Raw genomic sequence first — 21,458 nt, forward strand, 5'->3', positions numbered from 1 at the left:
CCCATCATACTTAAATCAGCAGACATGACAGGCTTTAATCTTATCGATATCGTAAATCTCCTGGAAAAAGCGAATGATAAAGGCATCCATATATCATTCGATGACAATGAACTGATTGTACAGGCCCGAAAAGAGAAAGTTATCGATACTACCTTCCTTGCTGAACTGAAGAGCAACAAGGAATACCTGATAGAATATTTTAAAAGACGCCAGCAGGGTACACTGGAAATGGCAGAAGCCAGTGAGATCAGTATTGCCAGGCGCGATCCGTCTGTTCGCATCCCGCTTTCATATAGCCAGGAACGTTTGTGGTTCATTGATAAACTGGAGGGAAGCGTCCAGTATCACCTGCCTGTTATATTGAGAATTAAGGGAGAACTGAGTACGCAGGCACTGGTATTTGCCTTGCAACAGATGGTGAACAGGCATGAGGTGCTGCGTACCGTAATCGAAGAAGATAATGGGAAACCCTCCCAGCGCATACTGGATAAAGACCAGTGGCAACTGGAATACATCGATGAAGCGCTGTATAAAGAAGATATGGCAGCGCTGCATTCACGCATCAAAGCACTCATCGCTGCACCCTTTGACCTCGCTGCTGATCACATGATGCGTGCACACCTGATCACCCAACATAACAACGAGCATGTATTGGTGGTGACAGTGCATCATATCGCCTCCGATGGCTGGTCTACCGGCATTGTCGTTAACGAGCTGGTGGAATTGTACACGGCCTTTACAGAAGAACGTGCACCGCAATTACCGCAGTTGCAGCTGCAATACGCTGATTATGCCACCTGGCAACGCGATTATCTTTCAGGCGATGTACTACGGCAGCAGATCGGTTATTGGAAGAAGAAGTTAACCGGCGTAGATGCGTTGAACCTCCCGCTTGATTATCCCAGGCCTGCGGTGCAAAGTACCCGCGGTGCGGCGCGTGCTTTCAATATAGGTAAAGAACTGACAGCAAAATTGCAGGCATTGTCAAGGCAGCAGGATACAACCCTGTACATGACGCTGCTGGCGGTTTTTAATGTGCTGTTATATCGTTACAGCAACCAGGAAGATATCAGCGTAGGTACGCCCGCTGCGGGAAGAAACAGGCAGGAGCTGGAAGGACTGATCGGCTTCTTCGTAAATACGCTCGTACTCCGTAATGATCTCAGCGGAGATCCTGCATTTATACAGTTGTTACAGCAGGTGAAGGAAACAACCCTCAATGCCTATGATCACCAGGAAGTACCGTTTGAACGTATTGTAGAGGCAGTAGTGAAGCAACGTGATCTGAGCCGCAACCCGCTGTTCCAGGTGATGTTCATGATGCAGAACATGCCTGCAGAACCAGAGCTGAGCCTGCATGCCGTTTCTTTTACCCAGGAAGGTATCGCCAGTTCCACCACCATGTTCGACCTGATGTTTTCCATAGAAGAACAGAAAGGGGAATTGACAGGTTCTGTTTCCTGGTGTGCTGATCTTTTCAGCGCCGCTACCATCGACAGGATGATAACACATTTTGAGCAGTTGCTATCGGCGGTGACGATAACGCCTGCTGCGCATATCAGCACGCTGGAGATGTTAACGGAAGATGAAAAACTGCAACTGATTCATGATTTCAATCATACTGCTGCTGACTTCCCCCAGGGGCACACCGCACCAGATCTGTTTGATGCGCAGGCAGCACGGACGCCGGATGAAGTAGCGCTGCTCCTGGAGGGTACACATCTTACGTACCGTGACCTGCAGGATAAGTCCAATCAGCTGGCACATTTCCTGCAAAGCAAAGGAACAGGCGCAGAAACGCTGATACCCCTGTGCATGGAACGTTCGCTGGAAATGATAATAGCCATCTGGGGTATCCTGAAAGCCGGTGCTGCCTATGTGCCGGTAGATCCTGAATATCCTGCGGAACGTATCAGTTACATCCTGCAAGATACGCAGGCCTCACTGGTGATCAGCAGCCGGACTTGTAAAGATAAGCTGACCGCAACTTCAACAGTGGAGGTGATCACCCTGGATGATGCGCCGGAGGTCAACGCCATGCCGGTGGTATCGCCCGGGATCGTTGTTCAGCCTGACCAGCTGGCCTACGTGATCTATACTTCCGGATCTACCGGTCAGCCAAAAGGAGTAATGGTAGCCCACCGCAGTCTGGTAAACCTCGTACAGGGGCAGCGTATTGCGCTGCAACTGAAGCCCGGTATGCGCGCATTACAATTTGCATCCCTGAGTTTCGACGTTTCCTGCGCAGAAATATTCAATACCCTGTTGAGCGGCGGTACACTGGTGCTGCCCCGTAAAGATGATTTACTGTCTGCTGCTGGTTTTGCTGCGCTGACAGACAGATACGGCGTGGAGATCCTTTACCTGCCGCCTTCTTACCTGCATATGGTGAAGGATGTGCTGGGCCCTGTGAAGACCATCGTTTGCGCCGGTGAGGCCATGATCGCAGAAGATGCGAAGTATGTGATGGCGAAAGGAATAAGGATGGTTAACGCTTACGGACCTACGGAGAATACAGTTTATACAACCATTACAGATCAGCCGCTGCTGGAAAACGGCGCAGTGGTGATCGGCAGGCCGGTGGCCAATGTACAGGTATATATATTGGATAGCCACCGCAATGTTTGTCCGGTTGGAATAGCCGGTGAGATCTGTGCCGGTGGCGCAGGACTGGCCCGTGGTTATTTCAACAAAACCGGACTGACAGCCGAAAAATTTATCACTGATCCGTTCAGCAGTCAACCAGGTGCGCGGCTATACAGGACCGGCGACCTGGGAAGATGGCTCCCGGACGGCACTATCGAGTATCTCGGCAGGATGGACAACCAGGTGAAGATCCGCGGTTTCCGTATAGAACTGGGCGAGATAGAAACAGTGTTGCAACAATGCACACTGGTAGATGAAGCAGTAGTGCTGGCAAAAACAGATCATAACAATACGCATCATAAACGGCTGGTGGGCTATATCGTGCCCTCCGGCGAATTCGACAGGGAAGGTATCATGGCATGGCTCCGGCAAAAGCTCCCGGATTACATGCTGCCAGCCCTGCTGATACCAATGGACAAATTTCCGCTGAACACCAGCGGAAAGGTAGACCGGAAGGCACTGCCGGAACCGGATGCCACCACGCTGCTCACCAATGAATTTATAGCGCCCCGCAATACCACTGAAGAGACGCTTGCTTCTATCTGGCAGGAGCTGCTCGGGGTATCACGGATAGGCATATACGATAACTTCTTCGAGCTGGGTGGCGATTCTATTATTACGATACAGGTGGTAAGCCGTGCCAAACGCGCAGGCTATGAATTGCAACCCCGCGATCTCTTCCAGCACCAGACACTGGCTGCATTGTCAGCCTTACTGGCTTCCCGCACGGATGCTGTCAGCACAGCAGAACAGGGTAGGCTTACCGGCAACAGCGGCTTGTTACCCATTCAGCAATGGTTCTTTGAAACGAAAGGGGCCGCAACGATACCGTTTAACCAGAGCATCCTGCTGGCCATCGATAAAAGCGTGACACCGTCAGCGTTAGCTGCCGCTATCCGCCACCTCGTTGATTATCACGACGCCCTGCGTTTCACCTATAGCCAGGATAATAACGGGTGGCGCCAGTCGTACGGCGATGCGGAAGGAACATTGGAAATAACAGATCTCCGCGGCGCCACGGAGGCAATATTGCCGGAAACCATCGCGCAGTATGCCAACCAATATCAGCAAAGCCTCCGCATAGAACAGGGGATACTGATACGCCCCGTTCTTTTCCTGACACCAGACACAGATAAACAAAACAGGCTCCTGCTCGTCATCCATCACCTGGGAGTAGATGGTGTTTCCTGGCGTATCCTGCTGGAAGACCTGGAGCTGCTGCTGAAGAGCAACGGGGAATCAGATACCGTTTCCATACTCGGAAAGAAAAGCAGTTCCTACCGGCAATGGTATGCTGCACTCACTGAATATGGCCAACGCCGCAGGGTACAGGCACAGCTGGACTACTGGCAACAGACCGTCAACAGCTACCGCCCGCTGCGTACAGACATCGCATATGATGGCGCACTGACGGTATCAGACACGGCGTCACATCGCCGCCGTCTCGGTGTAACGCAGACGCAACGTCTGTTGCAGGAAGCTCCCCGTGCCTATCATACCGTTATTAACGATGTACTGTTGTGCGCATTAACCCTCGCACTTACAGCGTGGAATAATGCCCGGGGTGCGATCATCGGTCTGGAAGGTCATGGCCGCGAAGACATTGCTCCCGGAACCGACACCAGCCGGACCATTGGCTGGTTCACCAACATGTACCCGGTAAGACTGCATACCGCCGCCGGCAGCACGCCAGGTAATGCGCTCCGGGATGTGAAAGAGCAGCTGCGCCGAATGCCGGATAAAGGTCTTGGATATGGGGTACTGAAATATATCAACCGTGCAGAAGGTCTGCAAGGCAAAGATCCCTGGGATATTCTCTTCAACTATCTCGGCCAGTCAGACAATACCGTTAAGCAGGACGGCCTCCTGGGAATGGCTGCAGAATCCTCAGGAACCGATGCCGGTGCAGATTTCCCAATGCGGCATAAACTTGCCCTGACCGGTATGGTACAGGATGGAGAGCTGATGTTACAATGGGAATACAGTAACAAACACTATGCACCGGAAACAGTGGCGGAACTGGCAGATGCCTATATGACACAGCTGGAAAAACTGATAGATCACTGCGCAGAACAGGCAGCCACACCGGTATCCACACCGTCGGATTACGGACTGGGCGCAGAAGTAACCAACGAAGAACTGGACGCTTTCCTGGATGCTGCCTATAACGGCGTGCCCAGGCGCTCACAGGTAAGCAGCCTATACCGGCTGAGCGGCCTGCAGGAAGGAATGCTCTTCCATAACCTCTACGACACAGAAGGCGGTACGTATGTTGAACAGTTCAGCTGCGACCTGAAAGGCGTGCAGGAAGAGCTGTTCCGCCAGAGCTGGAATCATATTGCAAAACAGTACAGTGTACTGCGCACAGCCTTTCATTACGATGCATTGCCCATCCCGGTTCAATGCGTATACAACGAAGTAGAGGTGCCCATGTATGTAATAGACCTGCGTCACCTGAAGGGGGCCACACAGGAAGAAGCGATTGCTGTATTCAGGGAGGAAGATGGCCGCCGGAGATTCAATCTCGAAGAAGCGCCACTGATGCGTATATCACTGTTACGGTTAAACGAAGACACCTACCGGATGTTCTGGACTTCCCATCACATCCTGTTCGATGGCTGGTCGCTGCCACTGATGGTAGAAAATCTCCTCCACACCTATGAAGGGCTGGTAACAGGCAAACAACCGGTTGCCGGGGAAGAAGACCGCTTCGGGGATTATATCCGTTACCTGGAAAGAAGAGATAAGGAACAAGAAGAACAATACTGGCGCAGCTACCTGCAAACATTGCCCGAGGGCAGCCTGCTGCCGTTCATCACCGCCACAGACAAACTCACAAAAGGCGGTGGCGAGTTCCGGGAATATGTACATAAGCTGGATGCTGCTACCACCGCACTGCTTACCCGTTTTGCCCAACGCCATCACCTCACACAGAATACCCTGATGCAGGGCGTGTGGGCGTACCTGTTATACCGCTATTCCGGCCGCAGGGAAGTGGCTTATGGTGTCACTGTTTCCGGCCGCCCGGAAGACCTGGCCGGCATGGAGAAAAAGGTGGGTCTCTTTATCAACACAGTGCCGCTGCACACGGTCATAGATCCCGCCGCGGAGATCATACCCTGGCTGCAATCGTTACAGAATAACCAACTACAGAACCGCGAATATCAATACACCGGCCTCAACGAAATACAGCGCTGGACCAATATAGAAGGCGAGCTGTTTGACAGCACTATTACTTTCCAGAATTACCCGATAGACAGGGTCGTGGATGCGCAGGAGTGGAGCCTGCAGGTAAGTGGAGTGGAAACACATCCGCATACCAACTACCCGCTCACCATCATCATGGGCATCCACCAGGAAACTACCTTCATCTTCACCTACAACAGCACTTTACCCGCTACCTCGTATATCGAAAGAATCGCACAGCATTTTGGACAGGTAGTGTCCAATATCATCCACCAAAGCACTGGTATCATCGGGGATATTGATCTGCTTACGCCAGCAGAACACGACGAGCTGGAGGTTACATTCAACAACTGCAACATCACTTATCCCCGTGACCAGTCTTTCATTCATCTCTTTGAAGCACAGGCTGTACTTACGCCAGACGCCCCCGCAATCGTATTCGAAAACAGACAGCTATCCTACCGTGAACTGAATGATCAGGCCAACCGCGTGGCGCATGCCTTACAGGCCAGGGGCGTTACAACCGGAACATGGGTACCGCTTTGTACAGAACGTTCGCCGGAAATGATCACCGGCATACTGGGCATCCTGAAAGCCGGTGGCGCGTATGTGCCCATGGAACCCGATTTCCCCGCAGAGCGCATAAAATATATGCTGGAAGATACACGTGCGGAAATAATGGTGTGCACTGCTGCTGTCAAAGCAGTATTACCGGTTGATAAAAATGTAAAAGTATTACTGCTGGATGATGATAAGGCGATAAGCAATTATCCGGCAGTGCCGCCATCCCGTAAACCCTTGCAGGAAGAACCGTTATACGTGATCTATACGTCCGGCAGTACCGGCACGCCCAAAGGAGTAATCATCACGCACGGCAACCTCGCCGATTACCTGGCCGGACTGAAGGCGAACACGCCTGTTGCCGGCTGCCTTTCCTTCGGCCTCGTATCCAGCATCGCCACCGACCTGGGAAATACCGTGTTATACGGTGCGCTGGCCCAGGGAAGTACACTGCATCTTTTCTCCAAAAATGCCATCAATGATGCAGAGGCGATGTATACTTATTTTGAGAAGAATGAGATAGACTGTATCAAGATCGTGCCGTCTCACTGGAAAGCATTGTCTGAACCAGGAAAGCTGTTACTGCCCCGCAAGCTGCTCATCTTTGGCGGCGAAGCCCTGGAAGCCGCTGTAGTAAATAATATCCGTGAAACGGATACCGTATGTACCGTTATTAATCACTATGGCCCGACGGAAACGACGATAGGAAAACTGCTGCACATCGTTGACCCGCAGCGTGTATACGATCGCGTTATACCCATAGGGAAACCATTCTCCAATACCCGTGTATATGTGCTGAATGAAGAAGGCCGGCAATGCCCGGTAGGGGTGCCCGGAGAATTATATATCGGAGGAGACGGTGTTGCAGCCGGTTACCTGAACAATACTGCATTAACTGACAGCAAATTCATTGCCGACAGGTTCTCAGGAGCGGCGTCCGCAAGACTTTACCGCACCGGCGACCTGGTGAGGTATCTGTCTGACGGCAACATCGTGTTCATGGGCCGTGTGGACGACCAGGTGAAGATCCGCGGTTATCGCGTAGAACCAGGTGAGATCAGCCGCGTACTGGCTGCTCATCCCGATGTGAGCCAGGCCATTGTAGTAGCAAGAGAAGATAGTAACGGTAATAAGCGGCTGATCGGTTATATCGTACCGGAGCAATCATACGACAGAGACCACGTCATTACTTACCTGGAATCACAACTGCCGGATTACATGGTACCGGCACTACTGGTAACGGTGGAGCGCTTCCCGATGCTGCCGAATGGTAAGATCGACCGGAAAGCACTGCCGGACCCTGAACCGGTAGTTACTAACGTGGAAGGATATACGGAACCCCAGACACTGCTGGAAAAACAACTGGCCGCCATCTGGTCCCAGCTCCTGGATGTGGAACAAATAGGCAGGCACGACGACTTCTTCGCGCTTGGTGGCGACTCCCTGCTGGCGATACGTGTCATCTCCGCCACAAGGAAGCAGCTCGGCGTAGAAGTAACCATCGGCGATGTATTCGATCACCCCACTGTCTTCTCACTCGCGCAGCAACTGGCCGGTAAATCAGCGCCCGGCAGCATTCCGCCGTTAGTACGCAAAGAGCGGCCCGCCAACATCCCGCTTTCGTATAGCCAGGAACGTCTGTGGTTCATCGATCAGCTGGAAGGTAGCACCCATTATCATATCCCAACAGTATTATTCCTGGAAGGTACGCTCAACGTTACTGCCTTGTCACATGCATTGCAGACCATCGTGAACCGCCATGAGTCACTGCGCACCGTCATCAGGCCGGAAGAAGGAGAGGCGTACCAGCAGGTACTGCCATCCGGACAATGGCGCATGCAGGTCTCAGAACATCCGGAATATCTTACTGATAAAACGGCACTGAAACAGCATATCCATCAGCTGCTCAACGAACCGTTTGATCTTACCCGTGATCACATGCTGCGGGTACATCTGCTGACCATCGGCAAAAACAATTATATACTGGTGGCAGTATTGCATCATATTGCCTCCGATGGCTGGTCGTCCGGCATCCTGGTACGTGAGCTGCTGACCCTCTATAATGCTTACCAGCCTGGTGTCACGGCGGATCTGTCACCGCTGGATATACAGTATGCAGATTACGCTATCTGGCAGCGCAGTTACCTGTCTGGTAAGGTGCTGGAAGATAAGATCGCTTACTGGAAAGACAAACTGCAAGGTGTTACCGCACTGAACATGCCGGCCGACTATCCACGCCCTGCCGTACAGAGCACACGCGGCGCCGTGTTCAGCTTCCGGATGAACGAAGCGTTGCTCGACAAACTGCATACACTGGGGCAGCAAGAGGGAACCACATTGTTTATGACACTGCTGGCAGCTTTCAAAGTATTGCTGTACCGCTACAGTGGCCAGCAGGATATCTGTATAGGCAGCTCTATCGCCGGCAGAACACAACAGGAAACAGAAGGACTGATCGGTTTCTTTGTAAATACACTGGCCCTGCGCAGCCATGTTAACGGCCCCGCTTCATTTACATCGCTGCTGCAGCAAGTGAAGGAAACAACCCTGCATGCTTATGAGCACCAGGATGTGCCTTTCGAAAAAGTAGTGGAAGCCGTCGTGAAAGAACGCGATATCAGCAGAACGCCGCTGTTCCAGGTAATGTTCGAATTACAGAACATACCCGATACCCCGGATCTGCAACTCGGAGAGGTAAGCCTGAAACCTGCTCCGGCAGATCATAGCCTGTCGAGATTTGACATGAATATCTCCATGCAGGAAACCTCCCGCGGGCTTTCCGGCTATGTGGAATATTGCACAGACCTCTTCCACGAAGATACCATCCGCCGGCTGGCGGAGAACTTTGAACAACTGTTATGGTCAGTTGTCAATAACCCTTCACAGGCAGTTGATACGCTGAGAATCGTCACGCCGGCAACAGTGCAGCAATTATTGGAAGAATTCAACAACACCGCCTTGCCATATCCTGCGGATAAGACGCTGGTGGCGCTGTTTGAAGAACAGGCTGCCCAACAGCCCGGTGCTGCTGCGCTGAAATGCGGTGATCAGGTAATACCCTATAAGGAACTGGCAGAACGCAGTGATGCGCTGGCCCTGGCCCTGCGCGCCAAAGGTGTACAGGAAGATACCCTGGTACCGCTTTGCACCGGTCGTACTGTTGATATGGTGATAGGTATCCTTGGCATCATGAAGGCTGGTGGAGCCTATGTGCCGCTGGACCCGGCCTACCCCGGAGAAAGAATACAATATATACTACAGGATTGCAACGCAGCAATAGCGGTGGCCGATGAAGCCAACCGCAACCGGCTTTCCGCATATATTGAAGTGATAGCCCCGTCAGGGCATCCTGCTGCTGGTACTGCTGCAGCATTTACACCGGCTCCGCATCATCTTTCATATGTAATCTATACTTCCGGGTCTACCGGCAAGCCCAAAGGCGTAATGGTAGAACACAGCGGCATGCTCAACCACCTCTATGCCAAGATCAATGATCTGGAACTCGATCATGGAACGGTGATCGCCTTCACGGCTTCCTATACCTTCGATATTTCCGTATGGCAGCTGTTCGCCGCATTGCTTTGCGGCGGTACCACGGTCATCTACAGCGATGAGCTGATATTGCAGCCCGCCGCGTTGATTGACCAGGTGGAGGCAGACCGTGTAACAATACTGGAACTGGTGCCGTCTTACCTGGCAGCGCTGTTGCAGGAAGAAACCCCGGCCTCGCTGCCTGCATTACGCTACCTGCTGGTAACCGGTGAAGCGGTAACGCAACAGGTGCTCAGGCTGTGGTTCTCGCATCCGCGCTTCGGAACCATCCCCGTTGTGAATGCCTATGGCCCCACAGAGGCATCAGACGATATCTGTCATTACTTTATGTATAACGCTCCCGACTGTACGAATATCCCATTGGGTAAGCCCGTGCAGAATCTGCGTATATACGTATTCGATAGTTCCCTGCAATTATGCCCGTTAGGTGTCCCCGGCGAGATCTGCGTATCCGGCATAGGCGTGGCAAGAGGTTACCTGAACCGGCCGGAGCTGACGGCAGAGAAGTTCATCAGCGATCCATACAGTACAGAAAGAATGTACAGAACCGGAGACCTTGGCCGCTGGCTGCCGGATGGCAACCTGGAATACCTCGGCAGGATTGATGAACAGGTGAAGATCCGCGGATACAGGATTGAGCTGGGTGAGATAGAAAGTGTATTGCAACAGCATGAAGCCATCAGGCAGGCGGTTGTACTGGCCAAAGCCGCTCCCAATGACCCGCAGGGAATATTACGCCTCACGGCTTACATCGTACCGGAAACGGCAGTCGACAAAACAATAATAACAGCATGGCTGAAAGAAAGGTTGCCGGAATATATGGTGCCGTCGTTACTGATGGAACTGGACCAGTTGCCCCTGACGCCAAATGGCAAGATCGACAAAAAAGCGCTGCCCGATCCGGATGCATCGCAGTTCGTCAGCGAATACACTGCTCCCCGCAATGCAACGGAAGAAGCACTGGCGCAGATCTGGCAGGAACTCCTGAAAATACAACAGGTAGGCATATACGATAATTTCTTTGAACTGGGCGGCCACTCGTTACTCGCCATGAGACTCATGGCTGCGGTGAAAAAGCAATTGGGTGTAGTCCTCCCCGTGAGAGCCATATTCGCACACCCCATTATTGCCTCCCTCGCCGCACACATACAGGAATCCGGAACTGCCGGCACGGCGTTACAGACAATCGGCCGCCAGGAGAGACCCCAACATATTCCGTTGTCATTCAACCAGGAACGGCTCTGGTTTGTGGATCAGCTGGAAGGAAGCGTACATTATCACATCCCCATTATCCTGCGCCTTAAAGGAACACTGAACATCCCCGCGCTGGATGCTGCCTTTAAGTATACCGTCAACAGGCATGAAGTATTGAGAACGTTGATCGGACAGGAGGATGGAAGGCCCTACCAGCGAATATTACCGGAAGATATGTTTGAGATGGTAATGGTGGAAGATGAAACCCTGAAGTACGACCCCTCCGCATTGCAGCAACAGATTGCTGCCTGGGTAAGCAAACCGTATGATCTCGCAAACGATCACAAACTGCGGGCTTTCCTGCTTTCATTCTCCGCTGCGGAACATGTGCTCGTGGTAATAGTGCATCATATTGCTTTCGATGGCCTGTCATCAGGAATACTGATGCGTGAGCTGGTACAGGCATATAATGCGCTGGCAGCAGGAGAGCAGCCGTCGATGGAGCCGCTGCCATTGCAATACGCTGATTTCGCTATCTGGCAGAGAGCCTGGTTGTCGGGCGACCTACTCGAATCAAAATTGTCCTGGTGGAAAGAAAAACTACAGGACGTCACCCCGCTCAACCTGCCTGCTGATTTCAAACAACCTGCCATACAGAGTATGAGAGGTAGCCGTATCAGCACAGTTACCGTTGATAAACAACTGCTGGGTCAATTACACCAACTGAGCCAGCAGCAAGGCGCTACATTGTATATGACCCTGCTGGCCGCCTTTAAGGTATTGTTGTACCGCTACAGCGGTCAGACAGACATCGTCGTGGGCTCATCTTCTGCAGGCCGTCAGCATCATGAAATTGAAGGGATGATCGGCTTCTTCATCAATATGCTTACGCTGCGTAATCATCTCGATGATAATCCTGCCTTCATCAACCTGCTGCAACAGGTGAAACAAACTACCCTGGAGGCTTTCGAGCACCAGGATGTACCCTTCGAGAAAATAGTGGAGGCAGTGATGAAAGACAGGGAACATGGCCGCAAACAGTTATTCAACGTCATGTTTGTAATGCCCGACAAGGCAGGTTCCAACACAATCGACATGCCGGGCATTGACGTGTTCCCGGAAAATATTCCGCATAATACATCCAGGTTCAACTTATTGTTCTCCATTCAGGAAACGGAATCCGGTTTCAATATGGTAGCAGAATACAGCACAGATCTGTTTAAGGAAGCTACCATCCTGCATATGCTGCGGCACTACGAACAGCTCTTGTACGCTGTCGCAGCAGCGCCGTCAACGGGGATCGACAAGTTGCGGATCTATGATGATAAAGAACAGCAACAACTGCTGCATACATTTGGCCGTAGCGAAGTACCCTACAACCGGAACAAAACTTTTGTGGACCTGTTCCTGGAACAGGCGGCGCTCACGCCTGATGCAAGAGCCGTTGTAACGGAAGATGCTTACCTGACCTATAAAGAACTGGATGAAGACAGTAACCAGCTGGCGGATTATCTCCGTAGCAAAGGCGTGAAAGCTGGCTCGCTGGTGCCGCTGTGTATCCCCCGTTCTGTGAACATGATCACCGGTATGCTGGGAATCCTGAAGGCCGGCGCGGCTTATGTGCCAATAGAACCGGACTTCCCGGCGGATCGTATCAGCTACATGTTAGCAGATGTGAAGGCAACAGTGGTAGTGGCATCCTCAGAAAGTGCCGCCGTACTGCCGCTTACAGCCGGGCAGGACATCGTGCTGGTAGATGATGAAAATCTGATACTGCGTTCAGCTGGCTGCCCGGAGCATTTGCCTTCAGCTGAAGACCTGGCTTATATCATCTATACTTCCGGCAGTACCGGTAACCCCAAAGGGGTGATGGTAACGCATCACAACCTGGCGGATTATCTCGCAGGCCTGGCAGCGCATACGCCGGTAAATAGCTGTAGCACATTCGGGCTGCTGTCAAGCATTGCAACAGACCTGGGTAATACCGTGCTGTTCACCGCACTGATCAACGGCGCGGCACTGCACGTTTTCTCTAAAGCTGCTGTCAATGATGCCGCACAGGCATTGTCATATATCGAAACGCATCATATCGATTGTATTAAAATTGTGCCTTCACACTGGAAAGCGCTGTCGGATCAGGACCGGCTCCTGCTGCCCCGTAAGCTGCTGATCTTCGGTGGCGAGGCGCTGGAAGCTGCTGTGGTAGATAATATCAGGAAGTCTGGTGAAGGCTGTACGGTGGTAAACCACTATGGCCCAACAGAAACGACGATAGGAAAACTGCTCCATGTGGTGAATAACGGTAACGGATACACGGACGTTATTCCCATTGGCCGCCCGTTCTCCAATACTGTAGTATATGTGGTAAGTCCGGCCGGTGAGCTTTGCCCGGCGGGTATTCCGGGAGAACTGTACATCGGTGGTGAAGGCCTGGCAACGGGTTACCTCAACAACTCCGCGCTCACAGCAGAGAAATTTATCAGCGACCCGTTCACAGCCGGATCAGCTGCGCTGCTGTACCGTACCGGAGATCTGGTGAAATACCTGCCCGATGGAAACATCGTATTCATGGGCCGTGTAGATGATCAGGTGAAAATCCGCGGTTACCGCGTGGAGCCGGGAGAGATCAGCCGGGTGCTGGAGAAATGTGATGCTGTAAGCCAGGGCGTGGTAATTGCCGGTGATGACCATAGCGGAAATAAACGGCTGGTAGGATATGTAGTGCCTGCGGGCGACTTTGATAAGACGGCAATATTCAACTATCTGCGGGCTGTATTACCAGATTACATGATACCGGTTGCCCTCGTGGAACTGGATCATTTCCCACTGCTGCCCAATGGTAAAATAAACCGGAAAGCCCTCCCGGACCCGGATGCGTCAGCTACCGCAACTGCCGGTTATACCGCTCCGTCCACACCGGTGGAAGAACGCCTGGCAGAGATCTGGGCCGCACTGCTGGAAGTAGAACAGGTAGGCATACACGACGATTTCTTTGCGCTGGGAGGTCACTCCCTGCTGGCGATCCGTGTAATCTCCGCCATCCGCAAGCAATTGGGCACGGAAGTCTCCATCGGCGATATATTTGATCACCCTACGGTAGCCGCATTGGCTACCCGGCTCTCGCAACGCATGATGCCTGCTGCTCCGGCGCTGGTGCGTGCAGTACGTCCTGCGCATATCCCGCTTTCCTATAGCCAGGAACGGCTGTGGTTCATTGACCAGCTGGAAGGCAGCGTACATTACCATGTGCCGCGTGTGCTGCGGCTGAAGGGCGATCTCGATATGCAGGCCTTTGAACGCGCCATGCAGACCATCGTGGACCGCCATGAAATACTGCGCACCATAATAGAGCAGGAGGATGGCGTGCCTTATCAGCGTATCATGCAGCCCGGAGGCTGGAAACTGACGGTGACAGACAACCCGCAATTGCGTGCAGACAAAACAGCACTGGAAGCATATGTACACCGCCTGGTGGACGCGCCATTCAACATGGCTGCTGACTATAAGCTCCGTGCGGAACTGATCCTGCTGGATGCCAGTGAATATATGCTGGTGGCCACACTTCACCATATCGCTTCCGATGGCTGGTCTACCGGTATCATCGTTCGTGAACTGGTTACACTTTACAATGCATACACGCTTCAACAACCCGTGCTGTTGCCGGCGCTGGAAATACAATATGCTGATTACGCTATCTGGCAGCGCAACTATCTCAGCGGTGCCGTACTGGAAGAAAAGCTGGATTACTGGAAAAATAAGCTGACCGGCACTTCAGCACTGAACCTGCCGGTTGATTTCCCAAGACCAGCCGTCCAGAGTCAGCAGGGCGCAAGTACTACGTTCAGCCTTGACCGTAATACCTGCGAACAGTTACAGGAACTTTCACGGCAACAGGGCGTAACCTTCTTCATGACATTGCTGGCTGCCTTCAAGGTATTGTTGTACCGCTACAGCGGCCAGGACGACATCTGCGTAGGTACGCCGGTAGCAGGGCGTACACAGCAGGAGGTAGAGAACCTGATCGGCTTCTTCATCAATACACTCGCGTTGCGCAGCGACCTTGGCGGGAACCCGTCTTTCGCAACCTTCCTGCAACAGGTAAGACAAACTACACTGGGCGCCTTTGAACACCAGGACGTGCCCTTCGAAAAAATAGTAGACGCCGTGGTCACCGAGCGTACACTCGAGAGGAGCCCGTTATTCCAGGTGATGTTCTCCCTGGAAAACGCGCCGGACACGCCGGATATGACGCTGGGAAATGTAGAGCTGCTGCCCGCAGGTACGGAAAATACGGCCGCTACCTTCGATCTCACCATCTCATTGCAGGAGAGCGCAACAGGGCTGCATGGCTCTGTGGCTTACTGCACCGATCTCTTTACCGAAGCCACCATTCACAGGCTGATAGCGCATTTCAAAGAACTGGTACAATCCGTTATCGCTGATCCGCAGCAGGCAATTGGTACATTACGGTTGTTACCTGACGCCGAAACAGCCTTGCTGGATGCTTTCACAGATAACGCGGCCGGCTATACGGAGGAAACATTTGTGGCCCTGTTCGAAGCACAGGCAAAACGTACGCCGCATGTCACTGCAGTAACATCCAACGGCAGATCACTGACGTATGAAGAGCTCAACAGGGAATCAGCCCGCCTGGCCCATCATCTGATCGCGGCCGGTGTAAAAGAAGATACACTGGTACCGGTATGCCTCGAAAGATCGGCTGACATGGTAGTAGCCATACTCGCGGTACTCAGGGCAGGAGGTGCTTTTGTACCAGTTGATCCGGCATATCCGGAAGAACGTATCCGTTATATGCTGACGGATGCAGGCGGTACAATCGCTGTCACAGAACAGCGTTGTGCGCACCTGTTGGCAGGAGTGGAGCAGCTCATCATCCTGGAGGAGGTAACAGGCATCGTAGCGTCGTCTCCGTTAGCAACGCCGCAACCGCATCACCTGGCTTATGTGATTTATACCTCTGGCTCTACCGGATTGCCCAAGGGCGTAATGATAGAACATCGCTCTTTGTCCAATTTCCTGTTGTCAATGAAAGATATACTGGGAACAGATGCTGCCTGCTCATTACTCGCGGTTACTACTTTCTGCTTTGATATTGCTTACCTCGAACTTTTCCTGCCGCTCCTCTCCGGAGGCAGGGTAATGATCGCTTCCCGTGAAGCCGCCGCAGACGCCTTCCTGCTGAAAGAGCAACTGGCATTGCTGCAACCCTCGTATATGCAGGCTACGCCCGCCACCTGGCAGATGCTCACCGATGCGGGCTGGCAGAATACAGAGGAGGTCATCATCTTAACCGGTGGTGAAGCCATTAAACCGGAACTGAAAAATAAACTCGTACAGCTCAGCGACCGCAAAGTATGGAACGTCTACGGTCCCACCGAAGCTACCATATGGGCCACTGTTAAAGAATTGCAGCTGCGCGAAAAAATTACAATAGGCAGGCCGCTGGCCAACACCGGCATTTATATTCTCGATAAAAACGGACAGCCTGCACCGATCGGCGTTGCAGGAGAACTGTGTATCACTGGTGTACAGCTGGCCCGTGGTTATCACAACAGACCGGAACTGACCGCTGAGAAATTTATTGCACATCCATTCCGCGAAAACGAACGCCTGTACTTTACCGGTGACCTCGGAAGATGGCTGCCCAACGGAGACGTAGAATGCCTGGGCCGCGCGGATGATCAGGTGAAGATCCGTGGCTACCGTATTGAACTCGGAGAAATAGAAAGTGTGCTGCTGCAGTCTCCGGAAGTGAAACAGGCAGTGGTAGTGGGCCGTGCCGACAACAACGGCAGCAACAGGCTGATAGCTTATATCGTGCCGGATGCTGCTTTCAGTAGAGAGACGGTTATTGCGCACCTCCAAAGCCGCCTGCCGGAGTATATGGTGCCGGCCATGATCGTTACGCTGGAAGCATTACCGCTTACCAATAACGGGAAGGTAAATAGGAAAGCCTTGCCGGAGCCGGATGCTGATACACTGCTGAACGCTGAATATGTAGCGCCGCGCAATGCAACAGAACAAGTGCTGGCAGATATTTTCAGCTCACTGCTGAAGGTACAGCGGGCGGGTATACACGACGATTTCTTCGCTTTGGGAGGTCACTCATTGCTGGCAGTACGGCTCGTTGCCGCCATCAGGAAAGAGCTGGGAACGGAAACGGCTATACGTGATGTGTTCCGTTATCCGACCATTGCCACCCTGGCCATGCAGCTGGAACGTCACCGCACCATAGCCGCTGCACCGGCATTAGTGCCGCAGCAGCGCCCCGATTACATCCCGCTTTCGTATAGCCAGGAACGTTTGTGGTTCATTGACCAGCTGGAAGGTACCACCCACTACCACCTGCCTTCTGTACTCCGGTTGAAGGGAACGCTCAACCAGGCTGCCCTGCTGTATGCACTGCAAACCATCGTGGCAAGGCATGAGGTATTGCGTACTGTGATCCTGCAACATAACGGCCGCCCTTATCAACGCATAAAAGACGGCGAACGCTGGCAGTTGCATATCATCACAGACGAATCACTGAGAGAAAGCAATGCTGCATTGCAGGACTATATAACTGCACTGGTGCAACAACCGTTCGATCTGTCGACAGACGATATGCTCCGTGTGCACCTCATCGCACTGGATGCCGCAGAACATATCCTGGTGGTAACCCTGCACCACATCGCCGCTGATGGCTGGTCCACAGGCATCATTGTGCAGGAGTTCACGGCGCTGTACAGCGCCTATGCTGCGGGCATGCAGCCACAGCTGCCCATCCTCCCCATTCAGTACGCAGATTATGCAATGTGGCAGCGCGCTTATCTGTCGGGTGCATTACTCGACAACAAGCTCGCCTGGTGGAAGAACACACTGGCTGATACAGTACCGCTGGATCTGCCGGTAGATTACATACGCCCCGCTATGCAGTCTACCCGTGGCGCCGTATTGTCATTCAGCCTGGACAGCCAGCTCACAGCCGGGATACTGGCACTGAACAGGCAGGAGGGAACCACCCTGTTCATGACGATGCTGACAGCCTTCAATGTATTACTGTACCGCTACAGCGGCCAGGACGACATCTGCATAGGTACGCCGGTGGCCGGAAGAACGCACCAGGAAATGGAAAACCTCGTGGGCTTCTTCATCAACACCCTCGTTCTCCGCAATAACATCAACAACAGTCAGTCTTTCCTTTCCCTCCTCCAACAGGTCAAACAAACAACACTGGATGCCTATGAGCACCAGGATGTGCCCTTTGAAAGGATCGTGGAAGCTGTGGTGAAAGACAGGGATATGAGCCGCAGCCCTTTGTTCCAGGTAATGTTCACCGTACAGAACGTACCAGGAGCCGACGATGAGTCAGACTTCGGCGGACTGGAAATAAGCGCAGAGCGCACGGTGCACACCACTGCCAAATGGGATCTTTCCCTTACCATCGGCGAAACACCGCAGGGCCTTGCAGGCAGCGTGGAATATGCAGCAGACCTGTTTACAGAAAGTACTATCGGAAGAATGCTCTCCCACTTCAAACAATTGCTCCGCGCCATTGTGAACGATGCCAATACGGCTGTGGGTTTATTGCCGATCATCGGACAGGAGGAGAAACAGAAGCTGATCAGCAGTTTTAATGATAATGCCACCACATGGCCGCAGGAAGCCACTGTTGTTTCACTGTTCAGACAACAGGCCGCCGCTACGCCGGATGCTACAGCGTTGGTGTTCAACAACAGATCACTTTCCTATAAAGCACTGGATGAACGTTCCGAAAAACTGGCGGGGTACCTGCACAACAAAGGCGTCACGAAAGGCTCGCTGGTACCGCTTTGTACAGAGCGTTCGCCTGAAATGATGGTAGGTATCCTTGGCATTATGAAAGCCGGCGGCGCCTACGTTCCGGTAGACCCCACCTATCCGGCTGAACGTATCAGTTACATGCTGAACGACATCAACGCTTCACTGCTGGTAACTACCAGCACGCTGATGGATCAGCTGCCCGCGGAATGGTATAATGAAGAGCTGATACTGCTGGATGCTATGGGAGAAGTATTTGCGGCGCCCCATGTATCATCCGTTGCCGTATCTGTACAGCCTGATGATCTGGCCTATATCATGTACACGTCTGGTTCTACCGGTAAGCCTAAAGGCGTGATGGTAACGCACAGCAATATTGTGAGCCTGGTGAAGGATACCAACTATGCGTCCTTCGATCATACATCGGTGATCCTCTCTACTGCATCGCCTTCCTTTGATGCCACCACCTTTGAATACTGGGGCGCATTGCTGAATGGCGGCCTGCTGGTATTGTGTGATGAAAAAGCCATGCTGGATAATACTTTGCTGAAACAGGAGATCAACAGGCAGGAGCGTATATCTCTCTGGTTTATTACCACTGCCTGGTTCAATCAGCTGGTAGATACAGATACTACCATCTTTGAAAGGGTGAATACGGTATTGACAGGAGGAGAGAAGATGTCGGAGGATCATATGTCCAGGCTGAAACGTGCATGCCCGGATCTCTCCGTAGTACACGTTTACGGACCTACGGAGAACACTACTTTCTCCCTGAGTTATTTCATTTACGGAGATACTTTCAGAAGCGCTATGCCACTAGGCAAACCGCTGAGCAACCGGCAGGTATATGTATTGGATACGAAGCTACAGCCGGTACCTGTGGGAGTAAGGGGAGAGCTGTATCTCAGTGGCAGCGGCCTTGCGCTGGGGTATCATAATAAACCGGAACTGACGGCAGAGCGGTTTATTGCCAACCCGTTTGCAACACAGCCGGGAACCCTGATGTATAAGACCGGCGACCTGGGCAGATGGCTGCCCGATGGTAACATTGAATACCTGGGCCGCATCGACGACCAGGTGAAGATCCGCGGCTTCCGCATTGAACCAGGTGAGATTGAAGCTGTGCTCCACCAGAGCACGCTCATCACACAGGCGGTTGTGCTGGTGAAAAATACGGCCGCAGGCAAACAACTGGTGGCCTACATCGTACCCACCGGCACATTCGACAGAAATGCCATTACCGCTTATCTCAAAAACCGTCTGCCGGACTATATGATACCGGCCTTCCTGGTAGAAATGGACAAACTACCGGTAACGGCTAATGGAAAAATAAACAGGACAGCTTTGTTGCAGGTAGAAACCGGTAACCAGTCTGCTGCCGTTTATGTTGCCCCACGAACCAGGATAGAAGCCGCACTGGCAACGATCTGGTCAGATTTGCTCGATATATCACAGGTAGGCATATACGATAACTTCTTTGCACTGGGCGGACATTCATTGCTCACTATCCGTCTCATTGCAGCGATCCGTACAAACTTAGGGTTGGAACTGCTCGTAAGGGATGTATACAAACACCAGGATGTTGCCTCACTGGCAGCATTGCTGGAAAAACAGCAGGATGAAGCCGGCGCGGGCCGCTATGGTCTGGGCCGCCTGCTGGTGCAGGACGAACTTCCCGGCAACGGACACATAGTATTGCTCAACGGCAGTAACAACGGTAAGCCGCTGTTCCTGCTGCCGGGAGCCGGTGGTCTCTGCGATGCTTATACGGAGTTGGGTCGCGCATTCGATGATACCTATGCCTGTTACAGCTTCCAGATGCAGGGCGTTCTGGAAGGAGAAACGCCTGATCAGGATATGAACGCCATCGCAATCCGGCATATCCAATGGATAAAAGCAATACAGCCGGAAGGGCCTTACCGCCTGGCAGGCCATTCATTCGGCGCGCATGCGGCATATGAAGTAGCCAGACAGCTGGAAGCGGCGGGCGACAGGGTAGAGGTGCTGTTCTCACTCGATATGCAGGCATCAGCCACACCTGATGAATTTAATGTCGATAGCATGTACAGCAACATGCTCGCCTTCTTCGGACAATATCAGCTGATCAGCGAACCTTATCCAACCTGGACAGAGGAGCTGAAAACAGCCATCGCCGGCATGTCCGTGGAAGAAGTAATGCCTTTCGTGATAGCTTTTGTGACAGAAAGGCTGCACGGTAAGCAGGTACCATTCCTCCTGCGCATATTGTCGCTCTCCTTCAGCAATGTGATAGCACATCAACGTTACAGGGCAACAGGAACTATTGATGCGCCTCTGGTAGTAATGAAAGCCGCTGAAAATCCGACCCGGAAGGAAGACCCCTACATGGGATGGCGCCCGTTTGCCGGCAACATACAAACGATGCCTGTAGCAGGTGACCACCTCACCATGGTAGATGGAGCTAACGCCGAAACCCTGGCTGCCAGCATCACTGCCATACTCGACACAAATAACACCAACATCTAAACTATATAAGAAAA

1 protein-coding gene is annotated in these 21,458 nt (G+C 52.5%); it reads left to right on the plus strand.

Going from position 1 to position 21,458, the window contains the following annotated elements; translation table 11 throughout:
* Nucleotides 1–24: 24 nt before the first annotated feature.
* On the plus strand, nt 25–21,444 hold the full coding sequence (locus VM802_RS08125) for a non-ribosomal peptide synthase/polyketide synthase (RefSeq protein ID WP_325529328.1): 21,420 nt from the start codon (nt 25–27) through the stop codon (nt 21,442–21,444).
* The last annotated feature ends 14 nt before the right edge of the window (nt 21,445–21,458 follow it).

It is taken from the genome of Chitinophaga sp. (assembly GCF_035538455.1).
In the GTDB taxonomy this organism is placed as follows: domain Bacteria; phylum Bacteroidota; class Bacteroidia; order Chitinophagales; family Chitinophagaceae; genus Chitinophaga.